This is a genomic window from Williamsia sp. SKLECPSW1 (genome assembly GCF_054332755.1).
This window is the reverse complement of the sequence record NZ_JBTGLI010000001.1, coordinates 2,961,584-2,981,992: the sequence shown is the minus strand read 5'-3', so window position 1 is coordinate 2,981,992 and position 20,409 is coordinate 2,961,584. Positions and strand designations below refer to the sequence as shown.

Here is a 20,409-nt window from a genome sequence, read left to right as displayed (position 1 = left end):
GGGCACGTGTCCGCACGGTGCCAGGTGACCGGGCGTGTGCCCGGCTTCGGCAAGCAGGTCTCGCACTCCCATGTCCGCACGTCGCGGCGCTGGGACCCGAACCTGCAGCGCAAGCGCTATTTCCTGCCCAGCGAGGGCCGCACGGTGACGCTGCGGGTCTCGGCGAAGGGCATCAAGACGATCGATCGTGACGGGATCGAGGCGGTCGTCGCCCGCATCCGCGCGCGAGGGGAGAAGGTCTGATGGCCGGCAAGAGCACCGACATCCGTCCGGTGGTGAAGCTCAAGTCCACGGCGGGCACGGGATACACGTACGTGACGCGCAAGAACCGACGCAACGACCCCGACCGCATGGTCATCAAGAAGTACGACCCCGTCGTACGACGGCACGTCGACTTCCGCGAGGAGCGCTGAGATGGCGAAGAAGTCGAAGATCAACCGCAACCTGCACCGTCGCGAGGTGGTCGCCCGCTACGCCGAGCGTCGGGCCGCCCTCAAGGCGATCATCCGCGACCCGAAGGCCGACGACGACGCCCGCGCCGACGCGCAGCTCGCCCTGCAGCGACTCCCCCGCGACGCCAGCCCGACGCGGTTGCGCAACCGCGACGTCGTCGACGGACGTCCGCGCGGCTACATCGGCAAGGCCGGCGTCTCCCGCGTCCGGTTCCGCGCGATGGCGCACAACGGCGAACTGCCCGGCATCACGAAATCGAGTTGGTGACACCCATGGCGAAGAAGCCCCCACGACGCAGGCCCGAGTCGGGCAAGCCGGTCGCAGCGAAGCGGAACCTGTTGCACGACCGCGGGATCACCGAGGTCGACTACAAGGACGTCGCCACGTTGCGACTGTTCCTGTCCGACCGCGGCAAGATCCGCGGACGTCGTGTCACCGGTCTGACGCCCCAGCAGCAACGACAGGTCGCGACGGCGATCCGCAACGCCCGTGAGATGGCGCTGCTGCCGTTCGTCTCGAGTCGCTGACAGCTCAGGTCGAGGCCAGCGCCACCCGCGCGACGTCGTCGTAGGCGGTCGCCTCGTCGCCGAGGAGGAAACGGTCGACCTTCGCCCGGCGCCAGTAGAGGTGGGCGTCGTGGTCCCACGTGAAGCCGATGCCGCCGTGCACCTGGATCAGGGTCTCGGTGGCCTGTTGCGCGGCCGTCGCGGCGAACGCCTTGGCCGCGGCCGAGGCGAGCGGCAGCTCGTCGGGTGAGGCGTCGGCGGCCCAGGCCGCCCACCACACCAGCGAACGCAGTTGCTCGACAGCGACGTAGGCGTCGACCAGCGCGTGCTTGACCGCCTGATACGAGCCGATCGCCCGACCGAACGCGACCCGCTCCTTGGCGTATTCGACACCCATCTCGACTGCGCGCGAGGCGGTTCCGAGGCCCTCTGCGGCCAGGATCACCCGTCCGACGGCGGCCGCCCGATCCCACCGGTCGCGCGCGCCGGCGGCGATCACCTCGGTGTCACCGAGGGTCACGCGGCCGAGCCCGCGGGTCGGATCGATCGGCTCGGGGGTATCCACGGACCCTGACGCCACGACGATGTCGTCGCCGTCGAGGGCGAGGAACGCGGTGGACCCCACGGCATCGAGCGTCAGCTCCCCCGCGTCCACGACGGCGAACGCGGTGGATCCGTCGCAGAGTGCGGACAACCGCGCCTCGTCGCCCTCGAGGAGGATCGCCGCGCGGGCGACCGTCACCAGCGACGGCGCGGCGAGCACGCGGCCGGCCTGTTCGGCGACGACGGCGAGGTCGAGCACCGATCCGCCACCGCCACCGGCACTCTCGGGCGCCGTGATCGACGCGAATCCGCTCTGGGCCCATCGTTGCCGTCCGGGCGCGAGTCCGGTCGGGTCCCCGTCGAGTGCGGCACGGATCTGCTCGGTCGAGGTCACCGACCGCACGAAGTCGCCCGCTGCGGACGCGAGGTCACGCTGCTGGTCGTCGAGATCGAAGTTCATGCGCTCCGTGCCCCCGTCGTGGTCGCGGTCGCCTCGGAGCCACCCGCCGTGACGGCGATGCTCTCGCGGAAGGTGACGTTCTTGTCGGCGCGCGGTTCGGGCGGCAGGCCGAGCACCCGCTCACCGATCACGTTGCGCAGCACCTCGTTCGTGCCGCCCGCGATGGCCAGTCCGGGCAGGCTCGCCTGGATCGCCTGCCACTGGCCGTCGCCGTCGGCGTCACCGGCGACAGCGCCGTCACCGCCGAGCAGGCCGACCGCGATGTCGGCGAGTTCGCGTGCGGTCGCAGTACCCGACAGCTTGCCCGCCGAGGACTCCGGTCCCGGCATGTCGCCCCGACTGATGGCCGACAACTGGCGATAACCGGTGTACCGGGTGGCCAGGGCCTCCGCGAACGCACGGCCGAACCGCTGACGCACCACGCCCTGTCGGGCCTCCGACAGCTCCGGCAGGCGCCGGGCGACGTGGGCGGCGACCGCGTCGGCGGAGATGCCGAGGTCACCACCACCGCCGCCGAGGGAGAACCGTTCGGCCATCAGGGTCGTGATGGCGACCGACCAGCCGGCGCCGACGTCGCCGAGGCGTTCGGAGTCGGGGATGACGACGTCGTCGAAGAAGACCTCGTTGAACTCGGCGCCTCCGCTCATCTGACGCAGCGGACGCGCGGTCACGCCGGGTGCCTTCATGTCGACGACGAACATCGTCAGCCCCTTGTGCTTGGCGACGTCGGGATCGGTGCGGGTGAGGAGGATGCCGTGATCCGCGAGATGGGCCAGCGTCGTCCACACCTTCTGCCCGTTCACCACCCAGTCACCGTCGTCGTTGCGGACGGCGCGGGTGCGCAGGGCGGCGAGGTCACTGCCCGACGCCGGTTCGCTGAACAGCTGGCACCAGATGTCGTCGGCGCGCAGCAGTCGCTTGAGGTAGCGGTCCTTCTGGTCCTGGGTGCCGTGCGCGATCACCGTCGGCCCGCACATGCCGATCCCGATGAAGTTCACCAGCCCCGGCGCCCCCGCACGGGTGAGCTCCTGGTCGACGATGGCCTGCTGCATCGGGGTGCCGCCCTGGCCACCGGCCTCCCGCGGCCAGGTCACACCGACGAGCCCGCCGTCGTACAGCAGCGCCTCACGCTCGCGGGAGCGGACGTCGTCGTGGCCGCGGTCGGTGGTCCGGTCACCGAGTTCGGCGCGGTGGTCGGTGATGAACGTCCGCACCTTCTCGCGCCAGGCCGCCTCGTCGGGGGTGTCCTCGAAATCCATCTCGCCCTTCCGCGGCCGCCGGCACGGCCTCCCCGTCACTGTACGAGGCGGGAAGTGAACGGGGTCACAGCGCGATCCTCGGGTCGGCGGACCGAGGAGCGCACGCACGTAGGATCCCCCGGTGTCCGGAGTGGTCCAGGGGTTCACCGTCATCTTCATCCTCATCGGGGTGGGATGGGTGCTCGGTCGGACCGGGACGCTCGGCCCCGACGCGCATCAGGTGCTCTCGCGGCTGGTGTTCTTCGTGTTCACCCCGGCGCTGCTGCTGAACTCGCTGTCGACGACCGACGTCACGCAGATCTTCTCCACCACACTCGTCATCGCGGGCGGCAGCGCGCTCGCGGTCGGGGCCGTCTACTTCGTGGTGGCGAGAACCGTGCTGCGACGGCAGATCCCCGAGGCGGTGATCGGGGCGTTGTCGTCGAGCTACGTCAACAGCGCGAACCTCGGCATCCCGATCGCGATCTTCGTCCTCAAGGACGCCACCTTCGTGGCGCCCCTGCTGCTGTTCCAGATCATGATCTACTCCCCGATCGCCCTGACGATGCTCGATCTGACGGCGCTGCGCTCGGGGACCGGTCGGATCACCCTGCGTGACACGGTCATCGCCCCGCTGACGAACCCGATCGTCATCGGCGGCCTCATCGGCCTGGCCATCTCGCTGGCGGGGGTGACGCTCCCCCATGCTGTCGAGGAACCGATCGGGATGCTGGGCGCCGCATCGGTTCCCGGCGCCCTGCTCGCCTTCGGGCTGTCGCTCACCGGCGTCTCGGTGCTGCGCAAGGGGCAGAGCCCGCGACGCGACGTGGCGCTGGCGTCGGTGATGAAGATGGTGGTGCAGCCGATCCTGGTGTTCGTCCTGGCCTACTACGTCTTCGACGAACGCGGGCACAGCCTGTTCGCCCAGGTCGTCATCGCAGCGCTACCGACCGCGCAGAACGTCCTCGTCTACGCCACCCGGTATCAGCGCGGGGTGGTGCTCGCCCGGGACAGTGCGCTGGTCACCACCATCGTGTCCATCCCCGTGATCGCCGTCATCGCCGCGCTTCTCGCCTGACTTCACGGCCACGACGCCCACGAGGATCAGGACACCGCCGACGAACTGGACGGGCCGCGGCACCTCTGCCAGCAGCGCCCAACTCCACACCACACCCGCGAGCACCTCGCTGAGACCGACGAACGACGCGACCCGCGGGCCGAGCCGTCGCGCGCCGGCGACACCGGTGACGTAGGCGGTCGCCGCGGTGACCACGCCTAGCACCGGGACGACGACCCACGGCGACATCGTCACCCCCGCGTACTCGACCGGGCCGTGGCCCACCCGCATCGGCATGGCGCCGACGAGACCGAGCACGGTGAGAACGATGGCGCCCACCACCAGCCCGGCGGTCGCCAGCGCGAGGGGCGGGAGGCCGGAGTCGTCGTCGGCGGAGATCAGGAAGTACGCCGCCGCGCCGATCATCGCCCCGAACGCCCACGCCACACCGACACCGGAGACGCCGGCCGACGAGGTCAGATCCAGCACGGCCACCAGCCCGACGGCGCAGACGCCGACACCCACGGCGGTCATCGCCGACGGACGCTGACCGCGACGAACCCACAGCCACAGCACGATCGCGGCGGGGGCCGTGTACTCGATCAGCAGTGCGGGTCCCACCTGCATCGTCTGCACCGCGGAGAAGTAGCAGAACTGGGCGCCGGCGACCGCCAGCAGTCCGTAGGCCGCGACCGTCGTCGCGGTGCGGCGCAGCAGATGCCATCGCCCCCGCAGTGCCCGTACACCGAAGGGCGCCGCGGCCACGGCACCGATCGCGATGCGCAGGGTGACCACCGCGCCCGGTGACCAACCGGTCTCGAGCATCGGGCGGGCGATCGCCCCGGACAGCCCGAAGGAGAACGCCGAGACGATGGCGAACGTCAGCCCCGCCCGCAATCGTCCGTCATCACCCATCGTCCTCATGGGTCATGACGCTAAAGTCCGCCGAGGTAATGTGTCAACATGGTTTTCACCGATGACACCGAGATGTCGCTGCAGTCGGCGGTGGCACTGGCGAACACCGCGGAGGACCCCGACACGCTGACCACCGTCGACGAGCTCGCCGGGTTCGTGCGGCGACACGGCTTCACCGGGCGTCTCGACGGCGACCGCGCCGAATTGGACGCGGTGCGGGCCGCCCGCCCCCGTCTGCGCACACTGTTCACCGCGACACCCGGCGACGCGGTCGATCTGGTCAACGAGTTGCTCGCGGAACACCACGCCACCCCCCGTCTCGTCCGCCACGATCAGCAGGACTGGCACATCCACGCCGTCTCCGACGATGCGCCGCTCGCCACGCGGATGCTGGTCGAGGCGGCGATGGCGATGATCGACGTGATCCGCGCCGACGAGATGTCCCGCTTCTCCATCTGCGATGACGCCGACTGCCGGGCACTGGTGATCGATTTGTCCCGCAACCGGTCTCGCCGCTACTGCTCGACGACGTGCGGCAACCGCAACGCGGTGGCGGCCTACCGGTCGCGGCGCCGCGGCCGGTAGCCGCGGCCGGACCACGCTCAGCTGAGGCGGTCGAGCAGGCCGCGCGCGTCGAACGGCGCGTGCACTTTCACGTCGTTGTCGAAGTAGGCGTGGATGTCGCCGTGACGCCGCCGCAACCGTGCCGCCCACGCATCGAGCGAGTCGTCGGAATACCCACTCTCGTAGAGCTTCTCGTCACCGTGGAGTCGGCAGTACGAGAAGTCCGCCGTCTTCTCGTCGATCACCGGGTAGCGACCGGCGGCGTCGGCCAGGACCACGGCGACGCCGGCGTCTTTGAACACCCGGATCGCAGCCGCCGCCTCGAAACTGGGGTGCCGTACCTCCACGGCATGCCGCACCGGACGATCCGCATCGGTCTCGGTCCAGTCCCGACCGTCGAGCCGTTCGTCATGGTGTCGCGCGAGTTCGGCTGCCGCGGCGGTGGTCCGGGGCAGCCCGCCGAGAAACGATGCGAGGACGTCGGCATCGAACTGCAGCGTCGGAGGCAACTGCCACAGCACCGGCCCCAGCTTCGCACCGAGCGCGAGCACCCCGGACGCGAAGAAGTTCGCCACCGGTGCGTCGACGTCGCGGATCTTCTTCATGTGGGTGATGAACCGCGGGCCCTTCACCGCGAAGGTGAAGTCGTCGGGGGTCTGCTCGGCCCAGCGCCGGAAACTGTCCGGCTTCTGCAGCGAGTAGAAGGTCCCGTTGATCTCGACCGAGTTCAGCGTCGACGACAGGTACTCGAGTTCCCGTCGCTGGACGAGGCCCTCGGGATAGAAGGTGCCCCGCCACGGCGGGTAGACCCATCCCGAGGTTCCGACGCGAACGGTCCGTGTCACCGACTATCCGCGCCGACCCCGCCGTGAGCCCAGGTAGTCGCCCACCACCGCCGCACCGAGCCCGTCGATGTCCGGCGCCACGACGCGTCCCCCGATCCGGCGGGCGATCTGATCGATGAACCGTTCCAGGCTCGGGTCGTCGCCGAGACGGAAGATCGTGACCTGGGCGCCCAGCCGTGAGATCGCGTCGAGCTCGCGCACCGTCATCGCCAACGTCGCCGGATGCGGCGGGTAGTAGAAGAACGGCTCACCGTCGGGTTCGAGATGTGCTGTCGGCTCACCGTCGGTGACGATGAGGACCACCGGCTGTGCGTTCGGGTGCCGGCGCAGGTGTCGCCCGGCCAGCATCAGCGCGTGGTGCAGGTTCGTGCCCTGCTCCATGCGCGGTTGCAGCCCGGTGAGTTCGGCGATGTCGATGGTCCGCGCATGCCGCCCGAACGCGATCAGCGACAGTTCGTCGTTGCGGAACCGCGTGCTGATGAGGTGGTTCAGCGCCACCGCGGTCCGCTTCATCGGCAGCCAGCGACCCTCCATCTCCATCGAGAAGGATGTGTCGACGAGAAGGACCACCGCCGCCTTCGACCTGGCCTCGGTCTCGGCCACCTCGACGTCACGGACGTCGATCCGCACACCCTCACGGGCGAGATCACCCCCGCCGCCCGGCTGTTCGGTGATGGTCCGGCGCACGGCGTTGCCGACGGTGGCGGTGACGTCCCAGGGCTCGGTGTCACCGAACTCCCACTCGCGGGTGGCCCCGGTCGGCTCACCGGACGCACCTGTCCGACGGGTCGCGCGATCGCCCTTGCGACCGGAGAGCTGTTCGGCGACGTCACGGAAGATCGACTGGCCCAACTGCCGCATGGCTTTCGGCGACAACTGGAGGTTGCCGTCGGCATCACGGTGGAAGATGTTCTGCTCGCGCAGCGCCTTCTCCAGCTCGGCCAGGGTCCGCGCATCCGCCGACGCCTCGGGGCCCAGCTGCCGGGCCAGGGCGTCGAGGTCGATGTCGTCCATCTGCGCACCGGCGTACTGCTGAGACAGCTGCTCGGACAGGGCTTCCAGCTCCGCGAGGTCGGACAGGGCTCCTGCACCCTGCCCCATCCCCATGCCCTGCTCTCCGCTGAACTCGGCCGAATCACCCCACCCGAGGTCGGGACGAGCCTGGCGCAGTTGGGAATCCATCTGCGAGAGCTGCGACATCAGCTCCGGCGACCCGAATGCCTGCTGCGCCAACTGGTCGAGTTCGGCACGCTGCTCGGGCGAGAGCGAGTTGTAGAACGCCTGCGCGGCCGCAGCCCGCTTGGCCAGCGCCTCGACGAGTTCCTCCGTCGACTGCGGGTTGTCGGGGAAGTACTCCCCGTGCTTCTGCATGAACTCGTCGAACTGCTCGGTGGTGTCCTCACCACGGTTGTGCGCGGCGAGCAGCTCGTTGAGATCCGACAGCATGTCCGAGATCGCCTGCCGGTCCGCGTCGGTGGCGTTCTCGAGTGCGTCCTTCATGCCCTGGAACCGCTGGTCGAGCATCTCGCGACCGAGCAGGTCGGAGATCTTGTCGTAGTCGGCCTTGGCCTCCGGGGAGCGCCACTGGTAGTCCGAGAGTTCCTGCACCGCCTGCGCCGTCGACGGCGGCAGGTTCCCGATCTGCATCTCCGCGAACCGCGCCTCGTCGTCGAGATCGCGCGCGAGCTGCTTGCGCTCGTTGAGCACCGCGGAGTCGAGCAGCTCCCGGATCTCGGCGAACGTCCCGTCGAGGTTGTTCTTCTCCAGCAGCTCCTTGCGGCGCTTGTTGATCTGCTCACGCAGCTTGTCCAGGCCACGCATGTCCTGGGTGCCGCGTCGCAGGTACTCGCGCATGGCGCGCTGCGGCGACGACCCGGCCATGATGTCCTCGCCGATCTCATCGAGGGCGGCGCGCAGGTCGACCGGAGGCGCCAGCGGATCGGGTCCGCCGCGGTATCGCTGATAGGACGAGCGGTGGAATGTCTTGCGTGCCATCAGGCGGTGCCCTCCCGGGTCTGCGGGGACGGTCGGCGGTCAGCCGTACATGGTGACGCCGTGGTCGTCCGCCTCCTTGCTGATGCGCCGGGCGAGGAACAACCCCTCCAGCGCGAGTTCCAGTGCGCTGGCACGTTCCCCGCCGTCGGCGGCGTCGAGCCGTTCGGCGACGGCGTCGATCACGGGTGTCGTCGTGTCCGGCGACGGGATGCTCTTGAGCAGCTCCGATGCGGTGACACGGTCGCCGGTGACGACAGGCTCACCGGACTCGAGGGCGGTGACCAGCGGCGCCATGTCGATCCCACCGAGGTGGGCGCGCACGGTGTCGGCGGTGGCCTTGCGCAGCAGGTGCTCGAGGATCTCGCCCTCGCGCCCCTCCTCACCCGACTCGAACTCCACCTTGCCGCGCAGCACCTCGATGATCGACGTGAGGTCGACGACGCGGGCGACGGCCGACTCCTCGCCCGTCACCGTCGCGCGGTGCAGAGCAGCGGCACCGACGGTCTCGGCGCCGGCGATCGCGAACCGCGCCGAGACGCCGGAGCGCTGGTCGATCGACGGGTGGTCTCGGACGTAGCGGGTGAACCGCGCGAGAATCTCGACGACGAACGTGGGGACCGTGGCGACGAGATCGGCCTCCTGCTCGATGACGGCGATCTCGTCGTCGAGCTCGAGCGGGTAGTGGGTCCGGATCTCTGCGCCGAAGCGGTCCTTCAGCGGGGTGATGATGCGCCCGCGGTTGGTGTAGTCCTCGGGGTTCGCGCTCGCCACCAGCAGCACGTCGAGCGGGAGCCGCAGCGAGTAGCCGCGGATCTGGATGTCGCGCTCCTCCATCACGTTGAGCATCGACACCTGGATGCGCTCGGCCAGGTCCGGGAGCTCGTTGATCGCGACGATGCCGCGGTGTGCACGCGGGATGAGACCGAAGTGGATGGTCTCGGGGTCTCCCAGGTTCCGGCCGGCCGCGACCTTCATGGGGTCGACGTCGCCGACGAGGTCGCCGACGGACGTGTCGGGCGTCGCGAGCTTCTCGGAATACCGCTCGGTGCGGTGCCGCCACTCGATGGGCAGGTCGTCGCCGAGATTCGCGGCCTTGCGGATGGCGGCGGGGGTGATCGGTTCGTACGGGTGTTCGTCGAGTTCGGAGCCCTCGATGACGGGCGTCCACTCGTCGAGCAGACCGGCGAGCGTGCGCAGCAGGCGGGTCTTGCCCTGCCCGCGTTCGCCCAGCATGACCACGTCGTGGCCGGCGAGCAGTGCGCGTTCGAGCTGCGGGACGACCGTCGACTCGAAGCCGACGATCCCGGGCCAGGGGTCGTCGCCGGCGCGGAGCTTGGTGAGGAGGTTGTTGCGGATCTCGTCCTTGACCGACCTCTGGACATGGCCGGAGGCGCGGAGTTCGCCGAGAGTACGAGCAGAAGGATGACCGGTTGAGGCTGACGTCACCTCTCCACGCTACGAGTGTTTCGCCGGTCCCGCACTGACCCCGACCGGCCCGATCCGCGTTCTCGCTCTCAGCGAACAGCCAGCCAGACGGCCAGGCCGAGGCCGGCGAGTCCGATGGTGACGCGGAGGGGGCCAGCGGGGAGTCGAGCGACGATGGGCGGGCCCGCCCAGCCGCCGGCCAGACACCCGATGCCCATCGCGACCGCGGCGACCCAATGCACCGGGCCGGTGGCGGCGAAGACGACCGCGGCGGACAGGTTCGACAGACCCAGGAGCGCCGACTTCAGCAGGGCCGCGCGCCACAGCGGCTGGGCCGAGGTGACCAGCGCCAACGCCAGGAAGATGACCCCGGCGCCCGCGCCGAAGTAGCCGCCGTAGACGGACACCGCGAACAGGCTCACCGCGAACACCGTCGGCATCTCGCGGTGACCGGCCGCACGCCGCAGCGCCGGTTGGGTGAGCACCGCTATCGACGCGAGGGCGACGAGGAAGGGCACCACCGTCTCGAACGACCCCTCGGGCGACGCGAGCAGCACGACCGAGCCCACCAGCCCACCGACGATCGAGATCGCCCCGAGCACTGCGAGCCGGCGACGTCGGTCCAGCAGCGCGGAACCCGCCTGCGCGGTGCTCCCCACCCCCACCGAGACCAGCGCGACGGTGTTGGTGACGTTCGCCGCCAGCGGTGACAGTCCGGCGAGAAGCAGCGCGGGATAACTGACGAGTGAGGCGAGGCCGGTGATGTAGCCGACGAGTCCGGCACCGAACCCGGCGACGGCCAGCAACGCCAGAGTGGTGACAGTCATCGCCGACCATCGTCGCAGCCCTCGAGCGCACCCGTCGGGTGCGGTGACCGCTCGCGGTTCCGCGGGGTGCTCACGCGGCGTCGTCGGTCCGTCTCGCCGGCGCGCGGGATCTGTGTTCGTGTCCGGTGGGTGTGCGGACGAGGGCTTCGTGTCGGCCGTGGTCGTCGAGGCCGGTGGTGACCTGCCAGCCGGGGTTCTCTTTCTGCCGGTTGTGAGTCCGACACTCACCCAGCCCGTTGTCGGCGGTGGTCGGCCCGCCGGTGTGATGGGGGTGGGCGTGGTCGATCTCGGCGATCGGGGCGTCGCAGTACGGGACCCGACACGACACGTCGCGGCGGGTCAGGAATCGGCGTAGGCCTGTCGGGAACAGGCGTGCCCGGGATTCCATCGCGACCAGCGCCCCAGTCTCCGGCGCGGCGAACAGTCTGCGCAGAGTGACTGTCGTGTCGTGGTCGAGTGCGTCGGCGATGAGATCGCGTGCGGTGGCGGCGGGGATCGGGCCGTAGCCGGGAACATCCGCCGCGGCGTCCCCGCCCCCGTCCCCGACCAGGACGTCGGCGGGTACGACCACATCGACGGCGAGGGGGATCGCCCCGGGCACGGCCACCCCGGTGAGCCGTCGGAGCAGGGTGTCGGCCATGACCTGGGCGTGGGTGCGGTCGTCGGACTGACAGATCAGATCGGCCTGCTTCTTCAATGCGGCGTAGGCGGCGATGCCCGCGGTCATCGGCAACAACGCAGACAGCTGCACCATGGCATCGGGTTTCGGGCGCAGGCTCACCCGCCGATCCTTCGGGGCGCTGGCGTTGCGATCGACCACGGCGTGCGGGTCACGGGAGTAGGCGATCCGCTTCGCCAGCGCCTCCACCGCTCGGTCCCCGACACCGTCGAGCGTCTTGGGATCCGCGCACAGGGCGTCGTCGATCGCTCGACGGTCCTCCACCTGGAGATACCCGGTTTCGCGGACGAGGATGGTGGCCCGCCACTCCGACAGGGATCCGTCTCGGAGACGCGTGAAGGTGTTGGGCATCTCGCCCATCGCGCGGGCGAACCCCAGATACCGGCCACCGGCGTTGCCCGACACCCGCCGCGCCAATGCGACCTCTGCGGACAGTCCGCGGCAGAGTCGTTCGACCGGTACCCCGCGCTCGGCTTCGGCTGCGGACCGCAATTCCTGCAGGCGCAGGGTCTGCTCGGCCTGTGTCGCCGCGCACGCAGCTTTGACCGACTCGGCCAGAGAGATCAGATCGATCGCCTCGGCCTCATCACCGGCCGTCCCCAGCGCACCGAGCGCAGCGATCATCGCGCGCAGGGTGTCCCGCGCGTCGAGGGTGCCGGCGTCGTCCATACGCACATGTGTACACGAGGGGTCCGACAATCCCGGAGGCCCAAACCAGCGTGTGCACAACCACATTCACGACCCCGCACCCCCGTCTGTTGGGCGGCAGGAACCGTCGAGTGGGCGCTTCCCGACGTCGACTGGGCAGTTCCAGACGTCGACTGGGCGGTACCCGACAACACCGAGCACCCCACCGCCCAACGAACGTCCGGAACCGCCCACTCGACGCTTCCAACCGCCCAACCAACGGCTCCGGCCGCCCAACAGACGGGAGTGGCGGGGGCGCAGACGATTCACACCGCACGCGTGCGGCTCCAATTCAGTTGGGCGGCACGTTCCCCGCCAGCGGCGCGACGCCGCCGCTGATGTCGGTGATGGTCCAGTTCTTGTTCTTGTCGACCGTGATCGGGTAGAGCGCAGTCGTTTTCACGCCACCGGGTGACTGCACGTTGGTGACCTGGACGTCGACGAACACCTGCACCACGTACACCCCGTCGTTCTGGCTCTTGATGTCGCTGCCGACCAGATCGCCCTTCGAGACCCACTGCAGCTGACCGAGCAACTGGCGCAGGACGGACTCGCTGCTCGCGAACTGCCGGCGCATCGCGTCATCGACATTCGTGCGCAACGCGGCGAACCAGGGATCGAAATCGCGATAGTTGATGAGCGCGGCCTTCACGGCGTAGTCGCTCGCCACGTCCTCAGCGCGCTGCGCGTCGGCGTTCGCGTCGCGCAGCGAGGTGTAGTCGTCGTGGTAGTCGGTGGCGTAGTACACGGCGACGCCGGTGACGACGGCGAGGATCACCACCAGCGCGGCGAGCGCCCCCACGAGCAACCGGGGACGACGTGAGGCGGGCACCGCGGAATCCGACGACGGCGTCGCCGTGTCCGAGGACGAGGCCGCCGTGTCCGTCTCGGTGCCCGACCCCGATCCCGCATCCGACTTCTCGGCAGAACCCGACTGCTCGGCAGAGTCCGATGTCTCGGTCGATCCCGACGTCTCGGTGGATGCCGCCTCCTCGGGATCGTCGGGCCGGTCGTTCACGTCGTCCTTCGCCACTGCTTCTTCTCTCATGTCGATCTCGCGCCCGCGACACCGCGGGCCTCACACCGCGCGTCGCACTATCTCGTGGACACGCGGAAGCGCACAACACCGTTCTCGTCGACGATGCGCAGACCCCGTTCGACGAGTGACCCCACGTCGACCTGTGTCGCGGGGGCGACGGTCGACAGCAACGGCAGGAGAACACCGATCGGCGGGGTGACCTTCGGGAGGATCCGTGTCAGGTAGTCGTCGAGCTTCTCCAGGAACGGGCTGACCACCTGGGTCCAGGCGACCGCGCCGTTGCTGGCGCGGGCGAGCCCCGGGAACAGCCCCCACAGTTGGGTGAAGGACGGCTGGTTCAGCAGCAGTTGCCGCGACCCCTCCGACAACGTGGGTCCGATGCCCTCCGCCGTGCGGGCGAGATCCTGTGCGGCGTCGAAGAGTCCGGAGAACTCGGTGCGGTCCGTGGTGATAGTGCGCGACAGGTATCGGGAGAACTCGCCGATCCGCGTGATGTCGTCGTCGCGGCCGATCCATCCCGCGTTGATCGTCCGGGCGATGCTCTCGAGCCGGCCCGGGGCGATCTGGCCGACGAGGCGCTGCAGGTTCGTCAGCGTCTCCCCGACCGTCGCCCGGGTGTCGATGTCCCGATCGAGCACCGCACCGTTCGCGATGTACGGCCCGGCACCGGTCGTCGACGAGAAGTTCAGGTACTGCTCGCCCACGAACGACAGGTTCTCGACGGTCACCGTCGACGACGCCGGGATCCGGTAGTCCGATTCCAGTGAGAGGGTCGCCCGCAACCCCTGCGCACCGACGTCGATGGAGGTGACCGAGCCGACCTCGATGCCGTTCCACAGCACGCGGGACCGGGGCAGGAGACCACCGGACGTGGCCATCTCGACGGTGACGGTGTTCGTCGACTGGAAGGGGCGCACCTTCAGGATGCCGACCGCGAGGTACGCGGCGAGTCCCACCGACACGACCACCAGCAGCGCGAGCGACGTCTTCACCCCGAGCTTCATGCCTGCCCCCGTGTCATCGCATCGCCCCGATCATCCGCAGCGTCGCGGCGATGGTGCGGATCTCCTCCGGCGAGGCCGACGGCGTCGACAACCCGTTCGGCGACCTCATGTCGACGATGTCCACCGACGGGGCGGCGAGGAACGGCAGGATCTGATCGTCGACCAGATCGCCGAGCGCCTGCAGGTCCCTCGGGAGGGTCGAGTCGAGTTCGACGGAGAGGTCGACCAGCGGGTCGACGGTCCGGATGAGGGAGGCGAGCGGCTGTGCGCGCGTGGCGAACAGCTCGCGCACGGGCAGCAGTTCGTCGCCGAGGTCGTTCAACACCCCGGTGAACCCCGCGAAGGAGACGAGGGCTCCGCCGATGCGTTCGGGTCCCACGTCGAGCGCGAGTCCGAGGCCGTCGGCGCGGACCTCGTCCGAGCGGGCGATGATCGCGAGGGAGTCGAGCAGAGACCCCACCGGCCCCTCGTTCTCCGCGAGCCGGGCGATTAGGGCGCGGGAGACCGCGATCGCACTGTCCCGCTCGGCGGTGTTGTCGGGGAACGCGGTGTTGGCCTTGTCGATGGTGCGCTGCAGCTTCTCCAGCGTCCCGCCGTTGGCGAGCGAGGCGATGCCGCCCAGCAGCTGCTCCACCGCCGGGGTGACGCTGGTCCGGGACACCGGGATGGTGGCGCCGTCGCCGAGCACCGCGTCGGAGGTGTCCTGCGACGGCGGTGTCAGGGAGATGTAGATGTCGCCCAGCAGGGTCGACTGCTCGAGCGCGGCCCGGGTGCCCTGCGGTACCCGCACCGACTTCTCGATGTCGACGGTCGCCACGGCCACCGGCGCACCCGGCGTGCCACCGAGACCGACGCTGCGGAGCACGCCCACCTTCGTGCCGTTGAACAGCACCTTGCTCCGCGCGGGGAGGTTGAGGACGTTCGAGAACTCCACGCGCAGCTCGCGGCTCTCGCCGGACACCCGTGTCCCCGGCAGGGGGAGGTCGGTCACCTGCATCCCACACCCGCCGAGCAGGGCGGCCATCACCATCACCAGCGCGGACACCCGCACGCGCGTTCGTCTCATCGCACACCCGCCGATCCGAGGACCAGTTGCAGCAGCTTCGTGTCGAGTCGATCCGCCGCGCCCGGGACGGCCCGACACGAGCCCGGCATCGCCCGGTTCAGCGCCGCACAGGTCGGCGCCGACGAGGCGACGGGCGCGCGCACCCGGACGGTCGGCGCACGCACCGCGACCGCCAGCCCGGGCCGGGTGTCCTGCGCCTGGGCACGCAGTGCGGACATCACCGGCGGCAGCAGCTTGAGCAGCGCGACGATCTGGTCGGTCGGGAGCTGCTGCACCAGGGGCGTGATGAGGTCGAGCAGCTTGAGCAGGACCGGTCCGTACCGCTGCAGTACCGTCGTCAGCTCCGGGATGACCCGGGTGACCCGCTCCAACGCGGGGTTGAGCTCGCGGGTGAGGGCGCCGAGCGCGATGGAGAACTTCCCGACGTTGTCGACGGCCGACTGCACGTCCGACCAGTGCTCGACGAAGAAGTCCGTCAGCTGCCGCCCGTTCACGACGAGCGATCGCAGCTGGCTGTCACGCAGCGCGGGGTCGCCGATGACCCGTGCGAGCCCCTGGACCGCCTTGTTGAAGTCCTCGGCGCTGCCCTTCAGCGCATCGTCGACCGACGCCAGGGCGTTGCCGACCGCCTGCTGCTGCGCGGGTCCGCGACCTGCCACGTCGGTCAGCTGCGCGGCCAGCTTGTCGAACGCCTCGAACGACGCGCTGATGCTCTTCGGGGTCCGGGTGCGGTCGAGCGGTATGCAGCGGGCCAGATCCCACGTGGCCCCGCCGACGTAGGGAGTCGGGATCTCCAGGCGACGGTCGGTGACGATCGAGTCCGACGTCGTCACCGCGGCGACGTCCACCGGGAACCGGACACCGGAGTCCACATCGAAATCGACACGGACGGAACCGTTGTCGGGACTGACCTTCGTGACGTGTCCGATGGTCACACCGAGCAGCGTCAGGTTGCTCCCGGGGTAGAGGCCGATCGAGTCGGACATGATCGCGCAGCCCGATCCGGCCGACGACGTGGTCGTGGTCGTCCGCACCGCCGCGACCACCATGGAGATCACCCCCACGATCGCCGCCACGACGACGAGTCGTGTCGCCACCGAACGCCATCGCGACGGGGTCGGCGGTTTCGAGACGTCCTGCGGTGTCGGCCCCTCGGTCATCTCAGCACCCCCGATCCGCGGTCGGGATGCACAGGGCCGGTGCGTCGACGGTCTTCGCAGAGAGGTCGACGTCGACGGTCGACCCGTCGGTGCCGAGGATCCCGCCGATCTGGTTCGCGATCGTCGTGAGCTGCTCGATGATCGGGTTGGTCCGGCCGATCTTGTCGCGCACCGACAGGACGATCTCCTTGAGCTTGTCGACCTCGGGGTCGATGGTCCCGCGGACGGCGGACACGGGCGGTTCGAGGAACGCGAACAGCGCGTCGATACCCCGCACGGTGTCGAGGGCGTCGAACCGGAACTGGTAGTAGCGGTATCCGATGAGTCCGACGAGACGCAACAGGTTGACCAGCTTCACGCGACCGTTGTTCAACGCCCCGAGGTACTCCTCGGTGATGGAGATCGCGCGGTCGAGGTCGTCGCCGTTGTCGCTCAGCGTCGACGTCACCCGCTGGACCTGCGCGATGATCTCGCGGGCCGCGTCGTCGCGTCCGGCGAGCGCCTGCGTGACCTGGGCGAAGGTCTGACGGGTCGTCACGGCGTCGACCTTGTCGACGACGTCCGCGGAGTCGTGGATGACGTCGGTCAGCTCGTACGGGGTCGACGTCCGCGTGCGCGGGATGTCGCCACGCAACGGACCCGACCCCTGCGGCGTGACGGCGAGGTAGTGCCCACCGATGGCCGTCGTCAACCGGATGTCGGCGCTGGTCTGGTCGCCGGGGCGGACCGAATCCCGCATCCCGAAACGGATCTCGACGTGATCGCCCACGACGGACACGTCGCGCACCTCCCCCACGCGGATGCCGGCCACGCGGACCTCGTCGCCCGGACGGATCTGGCCGCTGGAGGTGAAGTCCGCGGTGTACTCCTTCTCCCCCATCGGCATCACGTACAGCAGGCCGCAGACGAGTCCGACGACGGCGATGACCGCGACGCCGGCGAGGCCGTAGACCACCTCGCGGCGACGGCGACGATCCTGCGATCGTGGTCCTGCCCCGTCGGCACGGGACCCGAGAACCCTCATCGGCAGATCACCACCGGGGCGCCGGCGAGCAGCACCGACGTCAACGGACCCGGGACCGACTGTCCCGCACGGCACGTCAGCGACGCCGACCGGGCAGAGTTCGTCGACGCGACGAGCGAGTCCAACACCCCGGGCACCCCGGCGAGGATGTCGGAGGCGGTGTTCGTCAGCGGGATGTACTTGCGCAACAGGCGATCGACGTCGCCGTAGTTGCCGAAGTAGACCCCGTTGAGGCTGTCGAGGACGATCGTGAGCGGCTTCAGGGCCTGGGCGGACTTCCTCATCGAGGCCGCGGTGGCGTCGAGATCCGACCCGAGGGCACCCAGCGCGTCGCCGGTCCGGCTGATGAGTTCGTTGAGACGCGGTGACTTGTACTGGATCTGTTTGGCCACCGTGCCGAGCCCGGTCACGAACGCCGCGACGGTCTCCGACCGGTCGGCGACGAACCGGGTGATCTCGTTGAGCTTGTCGAGGATCGACCCCAGATCGGGTCCGCGGCCCTGGACCACGGCGAGGACGTTCTCGACGAACTCGTTGACCTGGCCCGGGTCGAGGACACGGAACACCGGCCGCAACCCGTTGAAGAGGGCCGTGATGTCGAACGACGGGATGGTCCTCGACTGCGGGATGATCGTCGCCCCCGACACACGCTGACCCGCCGGTCCGTCGGTGGAGACGTCGAGGTACCGCTCGCCGACGAGGTTGAGGTACCGGATCGCCACGGTCGTGTTGTCGAACACCGGGATCGACCGGTCGAGTGTGAACGTCACCCGGGCGATGTCGTCGTGCAGGGCGACCTTCTCGACCTTGCCGACGCGGACGCCGATCTCGCGGACGTCGTTGCCGGCCGACAGGCCGGACGCGTCGGCGAAGTCCGCGGTGACCGTGCGCTGGGGGCCGTCGACCGGCGGTGCCAGAGCACCGACCACCACCCATCCCGCCGCGACCATCGCCACCACGAACAGTGCGAGCGCCACCATCGATCTCGCGCGCAGTCTCATCGGCCGCCCCCGGATCCGGCGGGCAGGGCGAGCCCCGGCAGCAACACCGAGGTGAGCTGCGGCATGTTCTGCAGGGTGGCCCCCACCTGCAGCGTCACCGCGCCGTCGCGGGTCGGCAGTGCCTTCGACAGCCGACGGACCAGCTCGCGGGTGTCGTCGTAGGCGGGTGGTATCGACCGCAGCGTCCGACCGAGCGGCGTGCCGACGGTGAGCACGAAGTCCAGCAGGGTCCCCAGGGAGGTCTGGTTGTCGCCCACGACGCCGCCGATCGACCCGACGGTCTGCACGAGGCCGGACAGCGAGTCCTGCACCGAACGGACCACCGCGGGATCGGTGTACGGGGCGGTCGTCTTGGTGAGGTTGATGAGCACGGTGCTGAACGGGCCCTCCAGGTCGGCGATCCCGCGGATGGAGGGGGCGAGGATCTGCAGGAAGGTGGCCAGCGGCATCTGTTGACGCGCGGCGGCGAGGTTGAGCAGATCGGCTCCCGATCGAAGCAACGGTTGCACGGCGTCGACGACGCGTGACGTCACGTCGATGGCGCGGGCGAACTCGGATCCGGTGACGGTCGAGGAGATCTCACCGACCTGTCGGAGGAGGTCGGCCACGGACACGTTGGTGGAGTCGGAGCCGATCTGCAGGCGTTCGCCGTCGTGGAGGTGACCGACCGTCGACGCCGCGGAGTTCGCGGTCAGCTCGATCCCGGTGACGCCGAACAGGTTCGACGGCGCGTAGGCAGCCCCGACGCGATCGGGGATCGCCCGCGCCTGGTCGGCGTCGATGGAGAGGGTGATCTCCTGGCGCGACCCGTCGACGACGCGGACCGAGTCGACCCGGCCCACGATGAGGCCGCGGAACTTCACGTCGCCGCCCGCGGCGAGCCCGTCACCGACGGCGTCGGTCTCGGCGAGGACGCGGACGCGGCTGTCGAAACCGCCCCGCGCGTAGACGGTCAGCGGGATCGCGGCGACCACGAGCACCACCAGGGTCACGACCCCGACGGTCAGCAGCGTGCGGCGCGACGGCCCGCGCCCGGAGACGTCCTCGTACATCATCCCGAGAACCGGAATCCCACGTCGGACCCCCAGAAGACGAGGGTGAGGATCATGTCGAGGACGACGACCATCACGAAGCTGTTCTTGATCGCACGACCCGACGCGACGCCGACGCCCTCGGGCCCGCCGGAGGCGTAGAAGCCCTGATAGCAGTGGATCAGGATGACGGCGACGATGAACACGACCGCCTTGATCATCGCCAGCCCCATGTCCACGGGCGACAGGAACGCGTTGAAGTAGTGGTAGTACGTCCCCGACGACTGACCGTGCACCGTGTTGATGACGAACGCGCACGTGAGGTAGCCGAGGATCAGCGTGATCAGGAAGAGCGGGATGATCGTCACGACACCGGCGATGACGCGTGTGCTGACCACGAACGGGATGGGCTTGATGGCCTGCGCCTCGAGCGCGTCGATCTCCTCGGAGATCCGCATGGCCCCGATCTCCGCCGTCATCCGACACCCCGCCTGCGCGGCGAAGCCGATCGCGACGACGATCGGGCCGACCTCACGGGTGTTGACGTAGGCGGACAGGAAGCCGGTGAGCGGCGCGATGCCGAACAGCCGGAGCGTCGAGAACGCCTCGATGCCGATGGACCCGCCGACGGAGAGCCCCAGGACGACGAGCACCGCGACGGAACCGCCGCCGACGATGATGCCCGAGGACCCCCACATGAGGTCGGAGAGCACTGCGCCGGTCTGCGACCGGTAGACGCGCAGGGCGTGCGGGATCGAGCGCAGCACGTCGTAGGCGAAGTGCACCTGGTGTCCCACGCGCTCCACCGCGTGCACGGGGACCGCCGCCGCGCGCGACGTCCTCGTCGTCCATCGGCGCGAGCGCGCGTAGGTGGCGAAACCGGTCATCGC

Annotated in this window: 21 protein-coding genes and 1 pseudogene; 6 read left to right on the top strand and 16 right to left on the bottom strand. The window is 69.6% G+C overall.

What is annotated here, in order from left to right:
- Positions 1-6: 6 nt before the first annotated feature.
- Genes rpmB through rpsR form a run of 4 tightly spaced genes read left to right on the top strand, consistent with a single transcriptional unit; the run spans position 7 to position 980 of the window.
- On the top strand, positions 7-243 hold the full coding sequence (gene rpmB / locus ACXVUM_RS13975) for a 50S ribosomal protein L28 (RefSeq protein ID WP_299575839.1): 237 nt from the start codon (positions 7-9) through the stop codon (positions 241-243).
- Positions 243-413 carry a 50S ribosomal protein L33 gene (rpmG, locus tag ACXVUM_RS13970; RefSeq protein ID WP_458522378.1) on the top strand — a complete coding sequence of 57 codons (171 nt, stop codon included), beginning with the start codon at positions 243-245 and terminating at the stop codon, positions 411-413. Before rpmB ends, rpmG begins: the two co-directional genes overlap by 1 nt.
- A gap of 1 nt (position 414) precedes the next feature.
- Positions 415-720, top strand: coding sequence for a 30S ribosomal protein S14 (gene rpsN, locus ACXVUM_RS13965; protein WP_458522377.1), 306 nt, complete (start codon positions 415-417; stop codon positions 718-720).
- Positions 721-725: 5 nt separating this feature from the next.
- On the top strand, positions 726-980 hold the full coding sequence (rpsR, locus tag ACXVUM_RS13960; protein WP_458522376.1) for a 30S ribosomal protein S18: 255 nt from the start codon (positions 726-728) through the stop codon (positions 978-980).
- Between the two features lie 4 nt (positions 981-984).
- Here the strand turns inward: rpsR and ACXVUM_RS13955 are convergent, their stop codons facing one another.
- Complete coding sequence (locus tag ACXVUM_RS13955) at positions 985-1,962, bottom strand: acyl-CoA dehydrogenase family protein (protein ID WP_458522375.1); 978 nt, start codon at positions 1,960-1,962, stop codon at positions 985-987.
- On the bottom strand, positions 1,959-3,221 hold the full coding sequence (locus tag ACXVUM_RS13950) for an acyl-CoA dehydrogenase family protein (RefSeq protein ID WP_458522374.1): 1,263 nt from the start codon (positions 3,219-3,221) through the stop codon (positions 1,959-1,961). The genes ACXVUM_RS13955 and ACXVUM_RS13950 overlap by 4 nt, the downstream gene beginning before the upstream one ends.
- A gap of 121 nt (positions 3,222-3,342) precedes the next feature.
- Here ACXVUM_RS13950 and ACXVUM_RS13945 point away from each other — a divergent pair, with 121 nt between their 5' ends.
- On the top strand, positions 3,343-4,278 hold the full coding sequence (locus ACXVUM_RS13945; RefSeq protein WP_458522373.1) for an AEC family transporter: 936 nt from the start codon (positions 3,343-3,345) through the stop codon (positions 4,276-4,278).
- 18 nt (positions 4,279-4,296) lie between these two features.
- On the opposite strand, the pseudogene ACXVUM_RS13940 reads toward ACXVUM_RS13945, so the two are convergent.
- Positions 4,297-5,172 (bottom strand): annotated as a pseudogene (locus ACXVUM_RS13940) (EamA family transporter); the annotation flags it as partial.
- Between the two features lie 48 nt (positions 5,173-5,220).
- On the opposite strand from ACXVUM_RS13940, the gene ACXVUM_RS13935 reads away from it, so the two are divergent.
- Complete coding sequence (locus ACXVUM_RS13935) at positions 5,221-5,757, top strand: CGNR zinc finger domain-containing protein (RefSeq protein WP_458522372.1); 537 nt, start codon at positions 5,221-5,223, stop codon at positions 5,755-5,757.
- A gap of 17 nt (positions 5,758-5,774) precedes the next feature.
- On the opposite strand, the gene ACXVUM_RS13930 is transcribed toward ACXVUM_RS13935, so the two are convergent.
- The 13 genes from ACXVUM_RS13930 to ACXVUM_RS13870 all read right to left on the bottom strand — a co-directional run bounded on the left by ACXVUM_RS13930 (position 5,775) and on the right by ACXVUM_RS13870 (position 20,406).
- The gene (locus ACXVUM_RS13930) at positions 5,775-6,581 is read right to left on the bottom strand and encodes a DUF72 domain-containing protein (protein ID WP_458522371.1); all 807 of its coding nucleotides are present in this window, start codon (positions 6,579-6,581) and stop codon (positions 5,775-5,777) included.
- Between the two features lie 3 nt (positions 6,582-6,584).
- Positions 6,585-8,576 (bottom strand): VWA domain-containing protein, encoded by a 1,992-nt coding sequence (locus ACXVUM_RS13925; protein ID WP_458522370.1) that lies wholly within the window; start codon positions 8,574-8,576, stop codon positions 6,585-6,587.
- A 39-nt stretch (positions 8,577-8,615) separates the two neighbouring features.
- A complete protein-coding gene (locus ACXVUM_RS13920; RefSeq protein WP_458522369.1) occupies positions 8,616-10,022 on the bottom strand; it encodes an ATP-binding protein in 1,407 nt (468 codons plus the stop codon).
- A gap of 68 nt (positions 10,023-10,090) precedes the next feature.
- On the bottom strand, positions 10,091-10,828 hold the full coding sequence (locus ACXVUM_RS13915) for a sulfite exporter TauE/SafE family protein (RefSeq protein ID WP_458522368.1): 738 nt from the start codon (positions 10,826-10,828) through the stop codon (positions 10,091-10,093).
- Positions 10,829-10,898: 70 nt separating this feature from the next.
- Positions 10,899-12,176 carry an HNH endonuclease gene (locus ACXVUM_RS13910; protein WP_458522367.1) on the bottom strand — a complete coding sequence of 426 codons (1,278 nt, stop codon included), beginning with the start codon at positions 12,174-12,176 and terminating at the stop codon, positions 10,899-10,901.
- Between the two features lie 310 nt (positions 12,177-12,486).
- On the bottom strand, positions 12,487-13,242 hold the full coding sequence (locus ACXVUM_RS13905; protein ID WP_458522366.1) for a hypothetical protein: 756 nt from the start codon (positions 13,240-13,242) through the stop codon (positions 12,487-12,489).
- Between the two features lie 47 nt (positions 13,243-13,289).
- Positions 13,290-14,237 (bottom strand): MlaD family protein, encoded by a 948-nt coding sequence (locus tag ACXVUM_RS13900; protein ID WP_458522365.1) that lies wholly within the window; start codon positions 14,235-14,237, stop codon positions 13,290-13,292.
- A gap of 13 nt (positions 14,238-14,250) precedes the next feature.
- Positions 14,251-15,303: an MlaD family protein gene (locus ACXVUM_RS13895; RefSeq protein WP_458522364.1), complete on the bottom strand. Its 1,053-nt coding sequence runs from the start codon at positions 15,301-15,303 to the stop codon at positions 14,251-14,253.
- Positions 15,300-16,463: an MlaD family protein gene (locus tag ACXVUM_RS13890; RefSeq protein WP_458522363.1), complete on the bottom strand. Its 1,164-nt coding sequence runs from the start codon at positions 16,461-16,463 to the stop codon at positions 15,300-15,302. Before ACXVUM_RS13890 ends, ACXVUM_RS13895 begins: the two co-directional genes overlap by 4 nt.
- Position 16,464: 1 nt before the next feature.
- Entirely contained in the window at positions 16,465-17,487 is a 1,023-nt protein-coding gene (locus tag ACXVUM_RS13885) for an MlaD family protein (RefSeq protein ID WP_458522362.1), read from the bottom strand.
- Entirely contained in the window at positions 17,484-18,488 is a 1,005-nt protein-coding gene (locus ACXVUM_RS13880) for an MlaD family protein (protein ID WP_458522361.1), read from the bottom strand. The genes ACXVUM_RS13885 and ACXVUM_RS13880 overlap by 4 nt, the downstream gene beginning before the upstream one ends.
- Positions 18,485-19,543: an MlaD family protein gene (locus ACXVUM_RS13875; RefSeq protein ID WP_458522360.1), complete on the bottom strand. Its 1,059-nt coding sequence runs from the start codon at positions 19,541-19,543 to the stop codon at positions 18,485-18,487. The genes ACXVUM_RS13880 and ACXVUM_RS13875 overlap by 4 nt, the downstream gene beginning before the upstream one ends.
- Entirely contained in the window at positions 19,540-20,406 is an 867-nt protein-coding gene (locus ACXVUM_RS13870; protein WP_458522359.1) for an ABC transporter permease, read from the bottom strand. Before ACXVUM_RS13870 ends, ACXVUM_RS13875 begins: the two co-directional genes overlap by 4 nt.
- Positions 20,407-20,409 lie beyond the last annotated feature (3 nt).